The 17,119-nt window shown below is 65.9% G+C and carries 15 protein-coding genes; 9 read left to right on the forward strand and 6 right to left on the reverse strand.

What is annotated here, in order from left to right:
• Positions 1 to 238: 238 nt before the first annotated feature.
• Both LQ954_RS01880 and LQ954_RS01885 read right to left on the reverse strand, forming a co-directional pair.
• Positions 239 to 1,588, reverse strand: a complete 1,350-nt coding sequence (locus LQ954_RS01880; RefSeq protein WP_231021664.1) for a putative O-glycosylation ligase, exosortase A system-associated — start codon at positions 1,586 to 1,588, stop codon at positions 239 to 241.
• A complete protein-coding gene (locus tag LQ954_RS01885) occupies positions 1,581 to 1,721 on the reverse strand; it encodes a hypothetical protein (protein ID WP_227771448.1) in 141 nt (46 codons plus the stop codon). The genes LQ954_RS01880 and LQ954_RS01885 overlap by 8 nt, the downstream gene beginning before the upstream one ends.
• 90 nt (positions 1,722 to 1,811) lie before the next feature.
• Here LQ954_RS01885 and LQ954_RS01890 point away from each other — a divergent pair, with 90 nt between their 5' ends.
• A complete protein-coding gene (locus LQ954_RS01890) occupies positions 1,812 to 3,017 on the forward strand; it encodes a TIGR04063 family PEP-CTERM/XrtA system glycosyltransferase (RefSeq protein WP_231021667.1) in 1,206 nt (401 codons plus the stop codon).
• Positions 3,018 to 3,047: 30 nt separating this feature from the next.
• Entirely contained in the window at positions 3,048 to 3,947 is a 900-nt protein-coding gene (locus LQ954_RS01895; protein ID WP_231021669.1) for a hypothetical protein, read from the forward strand.
• A gap of 17 nt (positions 3,948 to 3,964) precedes the next feature.
• Here LQ954_RS01895 and LQ954_RS01900 read toward each other — a convergent pair whose 3' ends face one another.
• Positions 3,965 to 4,282 (reverse strand): hypothetical protein, encoded by a 318-nt coding sequence (locus LQ954_RS01900; protein WP_227771451.1) that lies wholly within the window; start codon positions 4,280 to 4,282, stop codon positions 3,965 to 3,967.
• The gene (locus LQ954_RS01905) at positions 4,279 to 4,452 is read right to left on the reverse strand and encodes a hypothetical protein (protein ID WP_227771452.1); all 174 of its coding nucleotides are present in this window, start codon (positions 4,450 to 4,452) and stop codon (positions 4,279 to 4,281) included. Before LQ954_RS01905 ends, LQ954_RS01900 begins: the two co-directional genes overlap by 4 nt.
• Positions 4,453 to 4,538: 86 nt before the next feature.
• On the opposite strand from LQ954_RS01905, the gene LQ954_RS01910 reads away from it, so the two are divergent.
• Positions 4,539 to 5,153, forward strand: a complete 615-nt coding sequence (locus LQ954_RS01910) for a S24 family peptidase (protein WP_231021670.1) — start codon at positions 4,539 to 4,541, stop codon at positions 5,151 to 5,153.
• A gap of 9 nt (positions 5,154 to 5,162) precedes the next feature.
• Here LQ954_RS01910 and LQ954_RS01915 read toward each other — a convergent pair whose 3' ends face one another.
• Positions 5,163 to 5,336: a hypothetical protein gene (locus LQ954_RS01915; RefSeq protein WP_231021671.1), complete on the reverse strand. Its 174-nt coding sequence runs from the start codon at positions 5,334 to 5,336 to the stop codon at positions 5,163 to 5,165.
• A 122-nt stretch (positions 5,337 to 5,458) separates the two neighbouring features.
• Between LQ954_RS01915 and LQ954_RS01920 the strand changes: the two genes are divergently transcribed.
• The 6 genes from LQ954_RS01920 to LQ954_RS01945 are packed head-to-tail and all read left to right on the forward strand — an operon-like array spanning position 5,459 to position 15,982.
• Positions 5,459 to 5,668 carry a hypothetical protein gene (locus tag LQ954_RS01920; protein WP_227771455.1) on the forward strand — a complete coding sequence of 70 codons (210 nt, stop codon included), beginning with the start codon at positions 5,459 to 5,461 and terminating at the stop codon, positions 5,666 to 5,668.
• A 48-nt stretch (positions 5,669 to 5,716) separates the two neighbouring features.
• Positions 5,717 to 7,654, forward strand: a complete 1,938-nt coding sequence (locus LQ954_RS01925) for an autotransporter assembly complex protein TamA (protein ID WP_443026595.1) — start codon at positions 5,717 to 5,719, stop codon at positions 7,652 to 7,654.
• Positions 7,654 to 11,766 carry a translocation/assembly module TamB domain-containing protein gene (locus tag LQ954_RS01930; RefSeq protein WP_231021672.1) on the forward strand — a complete coding sequence of 1,371 codons (4,113 nt, stop codon included), beginning with the start codon at positions 7,654 to 7,656 and terminating at the stop codon, positions 11,764 to 11,766. The genes LQ954_RS01925 and LQ954_RS01930 overlap by 1 nt, the downstream gene beginning before the upstream one ends.
• A 6-nt stretch (positions 11,767 to 11,772) precedes the next feature.
• Complete coding sequence (locus LQ954_RS01935) at positions 11,773 to 12,468, forward strand: polysaccharide biosynthesis/export family protein (RefSeq protein ID WP_231021673.1); 696 nt, start codon at positions 11,773 to 11,775, stop codon at positions 12,466 to 12,468.
• A 14-nt stretch (positions 12,469 to 12,482) separates the two neighbouring features.
• Entirely contained in the window at positions 12,483 to 13,805 is a 1,323-nt protein-coding gene (locus tag LQ954_RS01940) for an outer membrane beta-barrel protein (protein WP_231021674.1), read from the forward strand.
• Between the two features lie 44 nt (positions 13,806 to 13,849).
• Complete coding sequence (locus tag LQ954_RS01945; protein ID WP_231021675.1) at positions 13,850 to 15,982, forward strand: GumC family protein; 2,133 nt, start codon at positions 13,850 to 13,852, stop codon at positions 15,980 to 15,982.
• Here LQ954_RS01945 and LQ954_RS01950 read toward each other — a convergent pair.
• Positions 15,970 to 16,887 (reverse strand): glucosamine inositolphosphorylceramide transferase family protein, encoded by a 918-nt coding sequence (locus LQ954_RS01950; protein WP_231021676.1) that lies wholly within the window; start codon positions 16,885 to 16,887, stop codon positions 15,970 to 15,972. The genes LQ954_RS01945 and LQ954_RS01950 overlap by 13 nt on opposite strands.
• Between the last annotated feature and the right edge of the window lie 232 nt (positions 16,888 to 17,119).

Below are 17,119 nucleotides of genomic sequence, written 5' to 3' on the forward strand. Positions count from 1 at the left end.
GGGTGGGGGAAGGTGCCAAGAAGCGCTGTTCGACGAAAAGGCTTGACGAACCCGCTTTTCGCGATCCGTTCGCAAGAAGGGGCTTGCGCGGCGGCGAGATCACGCCGCCGATCGATGCGCCCGCACCCACCCCAGCGTTCAAGATGCCCGATCGTGTGAAGGATAACTTCCCTGCAAACGCAATCACCTGGCGGGGGCGCGGTCATGGCTCCCGTTCACCGCCGGGCGAGATGCCGCCTCAAGCGGCGGCGGGTGCTGGTCGCCCTCGGCCCATCGGGCGCCAGGCGGTTTCCGCGCGGCGGCGCGACAGATAGGTATCGAGACCGATCTGTGCGCCGATCACCATGTACAGGAAAGACTGGAAAGCGATGCCAACGAACGCGCCGCCCAGCAGATAGATGAGATGCGCGTGCTGGAGTGCCCCGGCGAGGCTGCCGGCCCAGGCAAATTCACCCTCCCGGTAGCGACGGCGAAGGACTTCCATGCGGACGATGCCGATGGCGTTGACAAGCAGCCAGATCGCCAGCCCGAAATAGCCCTGCTCACCCAGCACCTCGAAATAGCTCGAATGATAGGCGCGGCTCTTGTCCACGGTGAGGTTGCGCTGAATCGTCCGGTTCGGCCCTTCGCCAGCGACGTGAACGGTGTCGTAGCGGATGCGGTTCTGCAGATAGGCCTCAAAGCCGCCGCCGAACGGGTGATCCTTCACATAGTCCCACGTCCACTTCCACACGGCGATCCGAGTAGAGGCGGATTCGTCGGCCTGATAGGTCTTGATGGTCCCCATCCGCTCGCTGAAGGCGCTTGGCAGGAACGGAATGGCGATGGTGCCGGCGAGGCCGAGTGCTGCGAGGTAGAGCATCTTGCGCTTCACCTCGCGCAGCATCAGCAGCGCGAGCAGGCCGATGCACAGCAGGCCGGTGCGGGCGGAGGTGCCGACCGGGATGAGCAGGCAGGCAAAAGTGAGCGCGGCGCAGAACAGCCAGACGAGCCGTCCGGGCGGATAGATGGTGCCATGACGCGCAAACCAGAGGATGATCGGGATCAGCGAGATCGACACGGCCGAAATGATCGAGCCTTCGTAAAGGCCTGAATTGTTTGCGACCATCAGGTTCAGCTCACCATAGCCGCCGCCCGAGGCCAGCGTCTTGATGCCGCCGACGATGATGATCGAACTGGCCGAGAGCACCACGAACAGGAGCAGCGCCTCGATGCGCAGCTTCGTGCGAAGGGTCAGCGGAAGGAATGCGGCAAAGGCCAGGTTCTTCCACACCCATTCCCATTTGCCGGCTGCCTCGATCGGGAAGTCGGCGGTGCGGGTAGTGATGCCGCAATACAGCAGCAGGAAGAGGATCAACGCCTGACGCGGGGCAAAGCGGGCGTCCTTCTTGTCGTCCACCACCAGCCAGCTCAGCATGGCAAGGCCCGCCGCGATCGCCGAGATCGGCACGCTGTTCAGCAGATAATAAGTGATCCGCTGCGGTGAGACGATGTCGATGTAGATATAGGCAAGCACGAAGATGAACGGCCGGCGAAAGCCGAGGCCGAAAAGTGCCACCAGAAAGCCGATAAAGGCGAGATCACGCACGGGGGCGACGCCCCGGCCGGCCAGGCTTCTCCGCAGCAGGGGCTTCCGAATCGAGATCGTCGCGGCGCAGCAGCAGCCATGCCGCAAGCAGCAGCAGCCCATGGCTGATCCCGAGTGCCAGATTGTCGATCATAGATTTGGGTTCGAAGCTCCCGAAAGCAGCGCCACGCCTAAGCACCGGCAGTTGACGTGCCGTTAAGCGCCGTGATGGCAGCAAGCCGTCATGCGCATCCTCCACGTACTCGATCACGGCCTGCCTTTGCAGAGCGGCTATACGTTCCGCACGCGGGCAATCGTGAAGGCGCAGATCGCGCGTGGATGGGATGTGGCGGCGGTAACCGGCCCCAGGCATCATCACGAGGCACCCGCCAGCGAAATAGTGGACGGGATCACCTTTCTCCGCACGCCGCCGTCGCCGCGCTTGCCGGCGCCGCTTGGTGAATTGGCGGAAGTGGCCGCGTTCGGCCGCCGCATCACCGCAGTGGCGCAGGATTTTCGCCCGGACATCATTCATGCCCATTCGCCCGTGCTGGGCGCGCTCGCAGCCATGCCGGCGGCACGGTGGCTCGGCGTGCCGCTCGTCTATGAAATCCGCGCCTTCTGGGAGGATGCAGCGGTCGGTAACGGCACCGGCACGGAAGGTTCGCTGCGCTATCGCGCGACGCGCGCGCTGGAGAGCTGGGCGGTCAAGCGCGCCGATGCGGTGGCGGTGATCTGCGAGGGATTGAAGAGAGACCTGCTCGCCCGCGGCGTCGAGGAGGAACGGATCATGGTTTCGCCCAACGGCGTCGACATGGCGCTGTTCGGGGATCCGCCGCCGCGCGATTCGGCGCTGGCCGAGTCGCTGGGCCTGGGCGGCGAGGTGATCGGCTTCATCGGCAGCTTCTATGACTACGAAGGGCTCGATGATCTGATCGCGGCCATGCCGGCGCTCGTGGCCCGGCGGGAACAGGCGCAATTGCTGCTGGTCGGCGGCGGGCCGATGGCGGAAGCGCTGCGCCATCAGGCGGCCGCGTCTCCAGTGGCCGATCGCATCCGCTTCGTCGGGCGCGTGCCGCATCAGGAGGTCGAACGCTATTACAGCCTGGTCGACGTTCTCGCCTACCCCCGCAAGAAGATGCGGCTCACCGATCTCGTCACGCCGCTGAAGCCGCTGGAAGCGATGGCGCAGGGGCGACTGGTAGCCGCGTCCGATGTCGGCGGCCATCGCGAGCTGATCCGCGACGGAGAGACCGGCACGCTGTTCGCCGCCGATGATCCGTCGGCGATAGCAGCCTCGCTGGCGACATTGCTGGGCAATCGCGGCGGATGGGATGAACGACGCGTCCGCGCCCGGGCCTTTGTGGAGCGCGAACGTAACTGGTCCTCAAATATTTCCCGGTACGAACCCGTGTACCGGCGGCTGATGGCTGCCGCCGGAAAAGGGTGAGGCATGGGCGCTGAACAACGCGGAATGGAAATGAAGCGGCTGATCTGGCCGTGCATCACGCTTGTCGTCGGCGTGGTCGTAGCTGCTCTGGTCGCCGCTATGCCGCAGGCGACGCTAGATGTGCTGATGTGGCGGCTCGGGCTTCCCTATGTTCTCCCGGCGGCAACGCCGCCGATCGGCGTGACCGGGCGCACCATGCTGGCGATCCTTGTGCTGATCGCGTTCGTTGCCCTGGCGGCAATTGCGCTACGGCGGCGCGGCTACCTGATCGGGGTGCAGCGCAAGCCGGCGCTTGCCAGCCCCGACGCGGCGCTTCGGGTGCCGACGATCCGGCGGGCGGATGCCCATCCGGATGCCGCACCGCGACTGCCGATTCGTGCGGAGGAGGATCTGGGCCCGCCGCTACCGATGGCGACGGTTACGCCCGCGGCGGCTCGCGCTCTGGCTCGCGCCCGCACGGGGGAGCAGACGCTTCCCCGCAACCTCGACCAGCCGCTTGCCGCATTTGACCCGGTTGCCATTCCCGACGTGCCGCGGGATCCCGTGCGCGCCGTCGCACCGCTGGCGCCCCCGCCGCCGATCACGCCCGAGCCGCCCGTGGAGAAGGTCGCACCGCCGCCTGTTCCGTCAGCGATGCAAACCGGGCTTGATGCCGGCGCCGGCGATAACGACGTTGCTGCCATGGAAACACCGCGCCGGGATATGCCAGGCCTGATGGCGGATGCGCCCGAGGAGGAGGCGGAACCGACTGTCGCAACTTCGACTGCTTCGGCGGGGGATGGCGATTCTCTGGCGAGCCTCCTCGACCGGCTAGAGCGCGGGGCTCGCCAGCGCAAGGCGCCGGAACCGCCACCACCGCCCGCACCGCCGGCGCCACCGGAAAGCCTCAGCGATACCTTGTTGATGCTGCGGCGCATGGCGCGGCGCTGATCCGCGAGTGTCGCCGGTCAGGCGCGCTCAACGGTCAACGCCTCGATGCGTGCCTGGCAAAGACCGCCACGTTCGTTTTCCTGTACCACGCTCAAGTCGGCGAGCAATTCGCCCGGTAGCCGCACCTCCAGGCTGCCGATTGTTTCCAGCCAGGCGCTGGCGGCCGCGCCTGCCGGCGTTGCTGTTACGATCAGCGCATGACGATGGCCGCTGAACGTCGCGCTGTGCCAGGGCGTTGATCCTTGCTCTTCCACGGCCAGGTCAAGGCCGTCGCGCGCCGCTGATGCCGCAAGAGCGCGCGCGAGCAACAATGTCGCGCCGGGACCGCGCATCATTCGCTCTCCCGCAACATGGCTTCCACGCGCGCGCAGACCCGCGCCCCCGGCGTCCGTCCGGCACGCAGATCGCGCACAAGGCGCGGATCGTTCACTGCGCGCCGCCCGAACGTCGAGGGCGGTATCCCGGTTTGTCGAAGGTAGCGATCGATCCTGATCAACAGCGACATGGCAAGCTCCCGAGTCTCTTTGTTCGCTGTTTGTTCTCGCAGCTTTTCCAACTTGTCTAGGAAAAATCCTAGACTATGCTTACGCCATGGCGGACACGGTGGGCGACACGCTTGAGCGACTGGCGGCGGCGCAAGGCGTCAGCCTGTCGGAGCTGTCGCGGCTGATCGGGCGGAACCTGGCCTATCTTCAGCAATTCGTCCGGCGCGGTACGCCCCGCCGCTTGGCCGAACGCGATCGCCGGATGCTCGCCAGTTTCCTTGGCGTTGATGAAGCATTGCTCGGCGGGGAGCCGCGCGAGGCGACCTATGCCGTGCCCTATCTATCGGTGGCAGCATCGGCTGGCCGCGGCGTTGCCGTCGGCGATGAGCGTTCGATTCGCCAGGAGGAGTTTACCGCGCAGATGCTGCGCGACGCCGGTGTGGCGGCCGGTCACGTTTCCTTGATCGACGTTGTCGGCGATTCGATGCAGCCGACCATCCTCGCGGGCGACCGGCTGTTGGTGGACCGCGCGGATACCAGGCTGGTGAGTACCGGGATCTTCGTCGTGCGTCGCGAGGACGAATTGCTGGTGAAGCGCGTCAGGCGGGAAGGCGCCGCACTGGTCCTGCTCAGCGATAATGCCGATTACACGCCGATTCGCTGCGAGGCGGGGGAAGCGGCTGTGATCGGGCGGGTGAAGCTGCTGCTGCGCCAACCCTGAGCGCTGCGCTCAGTCCCGGCCCTTCAGCCACAGGAAGACGGCGGTGCCTGACCCGACGGCAAGGCCGGCCAGCAAGCCGATCGAGGGCTGCCCAAGCAGCAGCCCGACGATGGTGCCAACCATCAACGACATGGCGAGCAGGAAACCGCTCGCGGATTTGGAGCGCTGATCGGGATCGGACATGCGGCGGGCCTTTGGCACGGCTCACGCCAAAGCGCTACTGTTGCCGCGTTAACCCTTGCCGTTCACCGGGTGATGGTTGTTCCGTTCTAGTGAGGCCGCGACAACGACATCGCAGGCCGTTCTTGCCCCATTTCTACCTCGCTGACCGCCATATGGTGGCCGATGCGTCTTCATTGATGCGCTCCTTTGGCGCCTATGCCGCGGACGAAGCCGCCCTCCGCGCAGAGCGCAGCCGATCGGTCGGCAATGTCGTTCACTTCTGCCGCTGGCGGCAGGTGGAGCGGCTGGTGCGGCTGCTTGAGACGGATAAGCCCGTCGGCACGGTGCATTGAGGGCAAGCGGCATTGCCGCTGGCCGTGCAAGGGCTTAGGGCGGCTGGAATGTACGGGCGGGGCGGGCCGATCGGCGCGGCAGGTCTGATCGCGTTCCTCGCCGCGCAGCCCGTTGCGGCGCAACAAACCGTCATGCCCGATGCGGAACCGGCGCTGGATCCCACCGCGCCGCTTGCCGACATGCCGGACATCGGCGTTGCCTGGCCGGAACTCACACCCGAGCCATCGGGCACCGAACAGGCGCGCGCCGCAACGCTCGGGGAGACGCGCTATGGCTGGCGTATCGAGGGGCTGGACACGGCCGGCACACCCCTGCTGCGTGAGCGGTTTTCGGCGCTTTCGGTGCTGGACCAGAATGATGCCGAGCCGGCCAACGCGGCGCAGATCGATCGACGCGCGCGCGAGGATGCCGCGCTGCTGGTCACGCTCCTGCGGGCCGAGGGCTATTATGATGCCGAGGTCGAGCCGCGCCTCGAAACGGTCGAGGGGCGGCCGATGGTGGTTCTCAGCGCCAGTACCGGCGCGATCTACCGCCTGAAGGACGTGACCATCGCCGGCGTCGAAGCGGCAGGGGACAAGGCCGCGGCGCTGCGCGATGCCTTTGGCGTGAAGGCACAGGATCCGGTGAACGCCGACAAGATCGCAGCCGGCGAGACGCAGCTGCGCGTGGAGGTCGGCGAACAGGGTTTCCCCTTTGCCACTATCGGCGACCCGGTTGTGACGATCGACCGCGAGGCGCGGACTGCGACGCTCGATGTGAATGTCGATCCGGGCACACCGCGCGTCTTCGGTCGGATTCGCACCAACCCGAACAATCGGGTATTCGGGGCGGATCATGTGCAGGAGATCGCCCGGTTTTCGCCCGGGCGGCCCTATTATGAGCCGGCGCTTGCCGATCTGCGCCGCGCGCTGGTGCAGACCGGGCTGGTGTCCGTCGCCGAGGTGAAGCCGGTACCCGGCGCCACGCCGGAAACCGTGGACATCGACGTCCGGCTGGAGCCCGCGCCACCGCGCACCATTGCCGGCGAACTCGGTTATGGCACGGGCGAGGGCGCACGCGTGGAGGCGAGCTGGACCCACCGCAACCTGTTCCCGCCGGAAGGAGCGCTCACGATCCGCACGGTGCTCGGCACTCAGGAACAGCTGGGCGCGGTGACATTCCGCCGCAACAACTTCCATGCACGAGACCGCGTGTTGACCGCGCAGATCGCCGCCGCGCACACCAACCGCGATGCCTACGAAGCAAACACCTTCTCGCTTTCCGGTAGTTTGGAACGGCAGACCAACATCTTCTTCCAGAAGACGTGGACCTGGTCTCTTGGCGCGGAACTCGTCGCCACAGATGAGCGGGACGTTATCGTTTCCACTGGCGAGCCGCGGCGGCGGACGTTCTTCATCGCCGCGGTTCCCACCAGCCTGACTTATGATGGCTCCGACGACCTGCTGAACCCATCACGAGGCTTCCGCCTGGGCGGGCGGTTCAGCCCGGAGTTTTCGCTTCAGGGCGCAGCCTTCGGCTATGCCCGCACGCAACTGGATGCCAGCGCTTATACGCCGATCGCCGATGGCGTGGTGCTTGCCGGTCGCCTCCGGATCGGGACGATCCTGGGGGCGCCCCGCGATGCCATCGCGCCATCGCGCCGCTTCTACGCTGGAGGCGGTGCCTCGGTTCGCGGCTATGGTTACCAGTCAATCGGACCCCGCGATCCGAACAATGATCCGATCGGCGGGCGAAGCCTGGCGGAGTTCGCCGTCGAGGGCCGCATCAAGGCGTTCGGCAATTTCGGGGTCGTGCCGTTCTTTGACGCCGGCAACATTTACACCGCTGGATTTCCGGACTTTTCCGGGCTGCGCTACGGCGCGGGCGTTGGCGTGCGCTATTACAGCAACTTCGGCCCGATCCGGGTCGACGTGGGCACGCCGCTGAACCCGCAGCGAGGCGATTCGCGTCTGGCCGTCTATGTCTCGTTGGGACAGGCGTTCTGATGCGGTGGTGGCGGTGGGCCGCCGCAGCGGTGGCGGCGCTGGTCGCAGTCCTGGCCGCCACTTTGTGGATCATCGACACTGATGTCGGCCATCGCTGGGTTGCGCAGCGGATCAATTCGGCTCGCCCCGAAAATGGCTTGCGCTTCACCGTGGGGCGCATTGACGGTTCGCTGTACGGGGCCGCGGTGCTGCGTGATGTGCGGGTGCACGATCCCGAGGGGCTGGTGTTCGCTGCGCCGCGGGCAGAGCTGGACTGGCGCCCCTTTGCCTGGCTTTCTAACCGGCTCGACATCCGGTCGCTGCGCGTTCCGGTGGCCATGCTGGCCAAATTGCCGCGCGCCCGCCCGACCGGGCGCGCTGCACCCATTCTGCCGGATTTTGACATCACCATTGGTCGGCTGGCGGTGGAGCGGCTGGTTGTCGCGCCGGCGGTGACCGGCGTGCTGCGCAACGGTCGGCTGATGGGGCGGGCCAACATTCGCGACGGTCGTGCCTTGGTCGCGATCGATGCGGTGGTGGAAGGTAGCGACGAACTGCGGCTGGCGATTGACGCCGCGCCAGATCGCAATCGCTTTGACATCGATATGCGCGCCCGCGGCGCCGCGAACGGTGTGCTTGCCCGGCTGACCGGCATCCGTCGATCCCTGGTTGCCGACGTGAACGGCGAGGGTCGTTGGGCGGCTTGGCACGGGCGCGCCGTTGCCGAGGCAGGCGGCGTGCGCGTTATCGATCTTAAACTGAACAACCGCGCCGGCGCCTATACCCTGTTCGGCAGCTTCGTCCCCGCAAGCCTGACCAAGGGGAAGGTGCAGCGATTAACCAGCCCACGTGTGCTGGCGAACGGTGCAGCGACGTTCACCAATCGACGCCTGGACGGAACGCTCTCCCTCCGCTCCTCCGCGCTGGCGGTGGAGGCGAGCGGCACGGCGGATCTAGCGTCCAATGCTTGGCGCAACCTTCGCCTGCGGGCGCGGCTGCTGCGGCCCGCCGCACTGTTCCCCAATATGAGCGGACGCGACGTGGAGCTTCGCGCCGTGCTGGATGGACCGTTTGCGACGGCGGCGTTCGACTATCGCATCACCGCCCCGCGCTTCGCTTTTGACGACACGGGGTTCGAAGGGGCGCGGGTGGCAGGCAAGGGCCGGCTGTCCAAATCGCCAGTCCTGCTACCCGCCCGCTTTACCGCCCAACGTGTGACCGGGGTGGGCGACGTGGCCGGTGGCATCCTGCGCAACCTGTCGGTGGATGGCGTGCTTCGCGTTACCTCCACGATGGTGACCGGCGATGACCTTCGCCTCCGCTCGGACAAGCTGTCGGGGCGGATCAGCCTGGTGCTGGACTTGCGCAATGGCGAATATCAGGTCGGGTTGAACGGGGCATTGGGGCGCTACCTGATCCCCGGCCTCGGCGTGGTCGATGTCAGTTCACAGCTGAGAGTCGTGCCTGGGGCGGGCGGGCGTGGCACCAGGGTAATCGGCACCGGGACCGCGCAGATGGTGCGCCTGGACAATGGATTTTTCCGCAGTCTTGCCGGCGGGTTGCCGCGGATCGCGACGGCACTGGAGCGCACGCCCGACGGGATCCTTCACTTCCGCAATCTTGTGCTGACCGGCCCGTCGATACGGCTGACGGGCGATGGCTATCGCCGCCGGGACGGCACCTTTGTGTTTGCCGGAGCGGGACGCCAGTCAACCTACGGTCCGGTAACCCTGCGCCTCGATGGAAAGATCGACCGGCCAAAGCTGGACCTCGTCTTCCAGCGGCCGAATGAAGCGCTGGGGCTGCGCGACGTGCGCCTCCGGCTGGACCCAAACCCGCGCGGTTTTGCGTTCACGGCTGTCGGCGGTTCACGGCTGGGTCCGTTCGAAGGGGAAGGCGACATCCTGCTCCCGCACGGCGCGGATGCCCAGGTCGCCGTGCGCAGCCTTGCTGTCAGCGGCACGCGGGCGACGGGCGCAATCGACATCACGGATGATGGCTTCGACGGCCGACTGGCGGTGGCTGGCGGCGGCATTGACGGCGAGGTTTTGTTGCGGCCGACGGGTACGGCGCAGCGGATCCAAGCGCATCTGGCCCTGCGCGCCGCCCGCCTGGCGGGTGAGGCGACTGTGCGGCAGGGACGGCTTGAACTGGTGGCGATGCTTGATGCCGCCGGCACCGACGTTGAGGCGACGTTCAATGGCACGGGCCTTCGCCGAGGCGCGCTGAGCATTGCCCGAGTGGCAGCCAACGCAAAGCTGCATGACGGCGCCGGGCAGATCCGTGCCGCGGCAGCAGGATCAAGGGGGCGCGCTTTCGATATTCAGAGCGTGATCGATGTTGCTCCCGATCGCTACAGCATCATCGCGCAAGGAACGGTAGACCGCCGGCCGTTGCGGCTGGAGAGCCCGGCTCTGCTGACGCGGGACGGCGACGGCTGGCGGCTCGCCCCCACGCGACTGACCTTCGCGGGCGGCGAGGGGAGCGTATCCGGCCGGTTCGCTCCCGATGGAAATGCGATCGAGGCGACGCTGGCGAAGATGCCGTTGGCGGTCCTCGACATCGGCTATCCCGGCCTTGGTCTTGGCGGAAGCGCATCCGGCAAGCTCAGTTATGCAAGCAACAGGGGCGGCGCGCCGACGGGACGCATCGACATGACGGTGCGCGGCCTCACGCGATCCGGCCTTCTCGCGTCCTCCGACCCCATCGACATGGGTGTGGCCGGCGTGCTGACGGCAGATCGCGCGGGGTTGCGCGCTGTCGCCGCGGCTGGTGGCAAGACGATCGGCCGGGCCCAAGCGTTGCTCCGCTTCGGGGAAGGGGATTGGGTCACTCGGTTGAGCCGTGCGCAGCTGTTTGCGCAACTGCGCTACAGCGGGCCGGCGGATACCCTCTGGCGGCTGAGCCGGGTCGAGTTGTTCGAGCTCTCGGGACCCGTAGCGCTTGCCGCGGACGTTCGGGGCACCCTGCTCGATCCGGTGATTCGCGGATCGGTGAAGGCAATCGGGGCACGGATCGAAAGTGCAACCACCGGCACGGTTCTCAGGAATATCGAAGCGGACGGGCGCTTCGCTGGTTCGCGCCTCGCTGTTGACCGGTTCACCGCGTCGGCAGGGCGCGAAGGTAAGGTATCGGGCGCCGGTTGGTTCGACTTTGCGGCACGCGGCGGGATCGGACTCGATCTCAACCTGAATGCCGAGCGGGCAGTGATGATCAACCGCGATGACATTGCGGCGACGGTAACGGGGCCGCTGCGCTTCCAATCGAACGGGCAGGGCGGAACGATATCTGGGACGGTGCGGCTCAACCGCAGTCGCTACCGGCTGGGCCAGGCAACGGCGGCGAGCGCAGTCCCGCAAATCACGGTGCGCGAGATCAACCAACCCGATGGCACGGACGACATGGCGGCGCGTCGTGCGCCCTGGCAGCTGGACATAAAGGCCCGGGCCGCGGAACAGCTTCTCGTCACCGGCCTTGGCCTGACCAGCGAGTGGTCGGCAGACGTCACCATTGGCGGCACGCCGGACAATCCCGCCATCAATGGTCGTGCTGACCTGATCAGGGGCGATTATGAGTTCGCCGGTCGCGAGTTCGAGCTGGAACGCGGAGTCATTCGATTCGCGGGTGAGGTGCCGGCCAATCCGGCGCTCGACATCGAGGCCAATGCCGACAGCACCGGGCTGAAGGCGTCGATCCGCGTCAGCGGGGTGGCGTTGAAGCCGGAAATCACCTTTGCCAGCACGCCGGCACTTCCGCAGGACGAACTGCTGTCCCGATTGTTGTTCGGGACCTCCATCACCAATCTGTCCGCTCCCGAAGCGCTGCAGCTTGCTGCGGCTGTCGCGGCATTGCAGGATGGTTCCGGCGGGTTGAACCCGATCAATGCGGTGCGCCGCGCCGCGGGGCTCGACCGTCTGCGTATCCTCCCGGCCGATCCGCAGACCGGCCAGGGCACGTCGGTAGCGGCCGGCAAATATGTGTCGCGCCGTCTCTATGCCGAGATCGTGACGGACGGGCAGGGTTATTCAGCAACCAGGGTGGAATTCCAGGTCACGAGGTGGTTGTCCCTGCTGTCGAGCATCTCGACCTTGGGACGCCAAAGCGCCAACTTACGAATTTCGCGAGATTATTGATCAGCGATGGCCACCGAGGGCAGGTTTCAACGCCGCTACGGAACACCGGCGTTGCACGCACATTGCTTCGCTTGCCGGGACATGCCAATCAAGCCGCCGCCGTCACCAACTCCTCGAGGCTCCATGCTCCTGCGCCCGGCGTTCTTACTTGCGATTACCATGCTGTTCTCTGCTTGCGCCGAGAAGGGGGCCGGCCCGGTCCTGTCGTCGGGTGAGCGGTATGTCTCCTCGGCATCGGCAGTCAGCGACTACCGCCTTGGCGTCGGCGACCGGGTGAAGGTCACCGTCTACAACGAACCCAATCTCACCGGAGAGTTTTGGGTGAATCCGGACGGGACAATTTCATTGCCGCTGATCGGCAACGTACCGGCCAACAATCGTCCCGTGGGGGAGATTGCGGCGGATGCGCGGGCGCGATTCGCGGATGGTTATCTGCGTGATCCGAAGGTGGCCATGGAAGTGGTGGTCTTCCGACCGTTCTACATCCTGGGTGAGGTTTCGACACCCGGGCAGTACCCCTATGTTAATGGCCTGACCGCGATGAACGCGGTGGCGCTGGCCAAGGGGTTCACGCCGCGCGCCAATCGCGACGTGATCCGCATCCGGCGGCAGGGGGAAACCGAAGAGGTCAACTACCGGCTCACGCCCGAGCTGATCATTTATCCCGGTGATACCATCCGGATCGGCGAGCGGTTCTTCTAAGGCCTGGCCTGGGGGTGTCGACGCGGGGCAACCAGATTCTTGCGCGGGGACGCCCCGCGCTGGCGTTCGCGGCAGTGGTGGCCAGCGGCGTCCCAGGCGTCGCGTGCGCGCAGGACGGGCTGATCGTGCAGCCATCGATCCCGCAAGGTTTCGATCGTGACCGCAACGTCAGCGTCCAGGCGCGGCCGCGGCCTTCCTATACGCCCACGGGTATTCACGTCGGCGGGCTGATGTTCTTTCCCCAGCTGGAAACCAGTGCGGGCGTGACCAGCAACGCTTACCTGACGCAGCAAAATGAAGTGGAGGCGCCTTACGCCTCATTGGAACCATCACTGCGTGTTGCATCGATTTGGTCGCGGCATTCGCTCCAACTCAATGCCTCCGCGCTGCTGCGCAACTATATCGGTGAGAGCCGGCGTAACGAGCGACAGTGGAATCTCGGGGCACGCAGCGAGGTGGAGCTGGGCCGGGCCCTGACTGTCACCGGCGAAGCAAGTGCGTCGCAGAGCTTCGAGAACCAGTTCTCCGGGGAAGTCGCCTCGAACGTGGCCGCACTGTCGCGATTCCGGCGTGATTTCGTGTCCTTGCGTGGCGAATATACCAGCGGCCGCGTGCGCACCTTCCTGTTGGCTGACTATGCCGACTTCCGCTTTGCGCCTGTCAGGCTCAACGATGGCGCGTTCCGGAGCCAGGAAAACCGCAACCGGAACGTCACCCGGATCACCGGTCAGTTCGAATATGCCCGCACCCCTAGCGTCTCGCTGTTCGGGCAACTGGGTTATACAGGGACGACGTTCGACGGCCGCATTGCTGACGCCGGTGCGCTCAATTCGGACGCGGCCCGGGCGATCGGCGGCCTCAACGTTGATCTTGCCGGTCGTGCGCGCGGCACGATCAGCCTGGGTTACAGCATCCGCGATTATCGTCGATCCGGTTTCGACACCGTCGGCGGGTTGATCGCGGAAGCGCGGGTGGAGCTGTTCCCGACGGAGCGGTTCACCATCACCGCGGGCGCCCGGCGCACAGTCGAGGATGCGACGTTCGGCAATTTGACGCCCCGGCCGTTCTGGGACAATCGGATCTCGCTGGGCGGCGACTATGAGCTCCTCAACAATCTGATCTTGTCCGCGGAGGGCCAATATGCCCTGCAGACATATATCAGCGAAGACCGCAAGAATTCGACTTATCGGCTCGCTACGCGCGCCCGCTATCTGATTTCCCGTCGCATGACCCTGGAGGGCTCAGTGAGCTACTCGGATCGGGATTCGCGCGGAGTTCAGGCCGGCAATGATGCCGGAGAGGGACGGCTCGAGGCGGGTCTCACCTATCACATGTAACAACCCTTCGAGCCGCACCGGCTCAAGACCGAGGCCAGACGAGCATGGAAGTCAGACACGAAGCCGACGAATATGAGGCGCGGCTGGCAGACGTCATCAGTGTCGTTCGTGATACGATCCGCCGTCGCTGGAAGATCATGGCGGCTGTCACGGCCGCGGTGTTTCTTGCCGGTGTGGTGGCCGTGTCGTTCATGACGCCAAAATATACCTCCACTGCGAAGGTACGCCTCGATCCCTCGCGCAATCCTTTGGCGAACAACTCCCAGGCAACCCGTGCGGAGTTGACGCCCGAGGCGATCGAGACGGAAGTGACGGCAATCCGCTCGCTCGATCTCGCGCGCTCGATCGTGCGTGCTCATGGCCTGGCGAACGATCCGGAGTTCGCCGAGGAGATCAGCGGCAATTCCGCGAACATCGGCACCACCGAGGCTCGTGAGAATGCCCTGGCCGCTGCGGTGCTGTCGCACCTGAAGGTTGACCGTGAGAAGCTGACTTATGTCTTGAATGTTCGCTTCACGTCCACGGACTCGCTAAAGGCAGCGAAGCTCGCGAACGCCTTCGCGGACGGCTATATTGAGAGCCGCACCACCAACAAGGTCGGCACGGCTGAGCGGCAGAGCCAGTGGTTCCAGCAGCGTCTGGAAGAGCTGGGCAAGCAGGCCAGCGAGGCGGAGGCCCGCGCGGCCGACTACCGCGCCCGGGCCGGCATCGTCGAAAGCAGCGTCGCGAACAGCACAGTTGGCACCATCAACGACCAGCAGGTGGCGCCGCTCGCCAGCAGTCTAGCGACCGCGGAATCGGACGCGGCTGCCGCTCGGTCCAACCTGGCGGCGGCGCGTGCGCAGGTCGCTCGCGGCGGTCTCGACGCGGTGTCCGAAGTGCTCGGATCGGCGGTCATCGCTGACCTGCGCCGTCAGCGCGCCGAGGTGCTGCGCAGCCGTGGCGAAGTCGAGGCACGCTATGGCGAGCGTCACCCGGAGAGCATCCGCGTGCGCGATCAGCTCGCGTCGCTCGATGCTCAAATCCAGGCAGAGGCGCGGCGTGTGGTGGGTGCCCTGCAGGCGACCGCATCAGCTGCGGAAGCGCGCGCTGACAGCCTGCGCCGATCCTTGGGCCAGCTGGAAAGCGAGCGTGAGCGCAGCGCGCGTGATTCCGTAACCGCGGCAAGCCTTGAGCGTGAAGCGGCCGCCAAGCGCGCGTTGTACGACAAGATGTCGCAGATGTCGCTCGAGAGCGCCCAGGCAGCGCGCCTGTCCATCGCTCAGGCCGAGGTGATCGACCGAGCGGAGCCGCAGCCGCAGCCAACCTCGCCCAACAAGCCGCTGCTCTACGCGTTGTCGTTGCTGGTGGCGTTGGCCGCAGGCGCGGGGACCATCGCTGTCATGGAGATGACCAGCGGCGGGTTCCGCTCGGTGGAAGAGGTGCAGGATCAACTCGGCATCCCTGTACTCGCGGTGGTGCCAAAGGTCGGCAAGGGCCAGAACCCGGCCGACCTGATGCTGGAGCGGCCCACGTCCATGTTCGCCGAATCCTATCGGATTGCGCGTGCAGCGGTGCTCGGGGTGAAGGGAACGCGTTCGCCGAAGGTAATCGCCATCACGTCCTCGCTGCCGGCGGAGGGCAAGACGACCTCTGCCGTGGCCTTTGCGCGTACCCTGGCCACCGCGGGCGCGAAGACGCTGCTGATCGAGTGCGACGTTCGTCGCGCCGCGGTGCGCCAGATCGTGCGCACCCCGGTTCCGGCTGTCGGCCTCGTGGAGGTGTTGCACGGTGAGGCGAGCGTCGACGAAGCAATTCACCCCGGCGACGTTCCAAATCTCGACCAGGTTCTCGTCCTTAGCCCCTTCTTCTCAGCTGAGAATCTGTTCGGTGAAGGCCGCATGGAGCAGCTGCTCGGCACGCTTCGCGAGCGCTACGATCACATCGTGCTCGATCTGCCGCCGCTGATGGGTCTGGCCGACGGCCGTTTCCTGGCGGTGCTGGCGGATGCCACTACGCTGGTCATCAAGTGGAACAGCACGCCGGTAGCGGCCGCGATCTCCTCGCTGAACTGGTTGCGCAGCGACGGCAGCAATCCGGTTGGCGCCCTCTACACGCAGGTAGATCCCTCAGCGCAGGCTGTGGGCGGCCTGTATTATTACTCCAAGCAATATTCCGATTACTATCAGGCGAACTGAGCACCGCCGCTCGCATGCCTGCGCCGGAGCCAGCGTTCCGGCCAGGCGGCGAGTGCTGGTGCTGAGAAGCGCATCTGCTTCACGTCGATCAACGAAACATCGCCCGCCGTGGACAGCGTGTGGCAGCCGTCGGTGAACGGCGCAGCGGCCGCGGGGGCGGTGAGCATGCCCACGAACGTCGTGGCCGTACGCGCCGCAGTCAGCCGATCGAACCGGAGCAAACGCAGGCCAGTGCCGTAGCTGCCGCTGCACCGCTGAACGGGCAAATGCACCATACCGTCGATAATCATCGGCGTTCCACCGGGACGAAGGCCTTCCGCATCGACCAGGACCGGATTGGCGGGATGGGGATGCCACGGCCCGGAAAGCCTTTCCGCATAAGCTGCGCACAGGCTAGTTAATCGTCCGGCTGGCGGATTGGCGGGCGCGTAGAATAGCCACCAGAACCCCTCATACCGGATCAGCGATGCGTCGAGCGGCACATGATCCAGCACGATTTGCTGCACACGCTCCCAGCCGAATGGAAAGTTCGTCGCGCGATAGAGCCACAAGGTTCCCGACTCATGCGCTTCCGGCAGCATCCAGGTGTCGCCCTCCGCCTCGAAGACAAAGGGGTAGGAGAGGTGCCAGGGTTCCCGCAGCACCACCTGCTGATCGACAAAGGTGAGGGTTCGATCCAGCACCGCCACTTCGATATGGCCGATGCCCGATCGATAGCTGAAGCTCTCCATGAAGACATGGAGGCGATCGTTCCGCCACAATCCGAACGGGTCGGCCAGGTAATGCAGGCTTGAGCGGTTCGGTATCCAGGTGATCGGGACATGATCCAGCGTGCCCGCCCGGGCGATGCTGCTGGCATCGGCGCCGACCACCCCGCAGCGCCAGAAGTCCTTAACCAACTGCATCAAGAATATCCTGCGCTTGCTTGGAGTTCGCGCCGCTGGCGCCAACCTCGCTCGGCCGGGCGCCCGGTCGATCACACCGCACATTGCCACCGCCGCGCTTGCGATAGCATCATCGCTCGCGTACCCAACGGGAGCTTAGTCGGCCTGGGATATGTGTCGAGGGCGTTGATCACAATCTGGGTGCCTCGGGCGCCGGTCGGGGGCAGAAGTACGGTCGGTGTCGAGCAGGCAA

It is taken from the genome of Sphingomonas sp. IC-11 (assembly GCF_021043365.1).
GTDB lineage: Bacteria > Pseudomonadota > Alphaproteobacteria > Sphingomonadales > Sphingomonadaceae > Sphingomonas.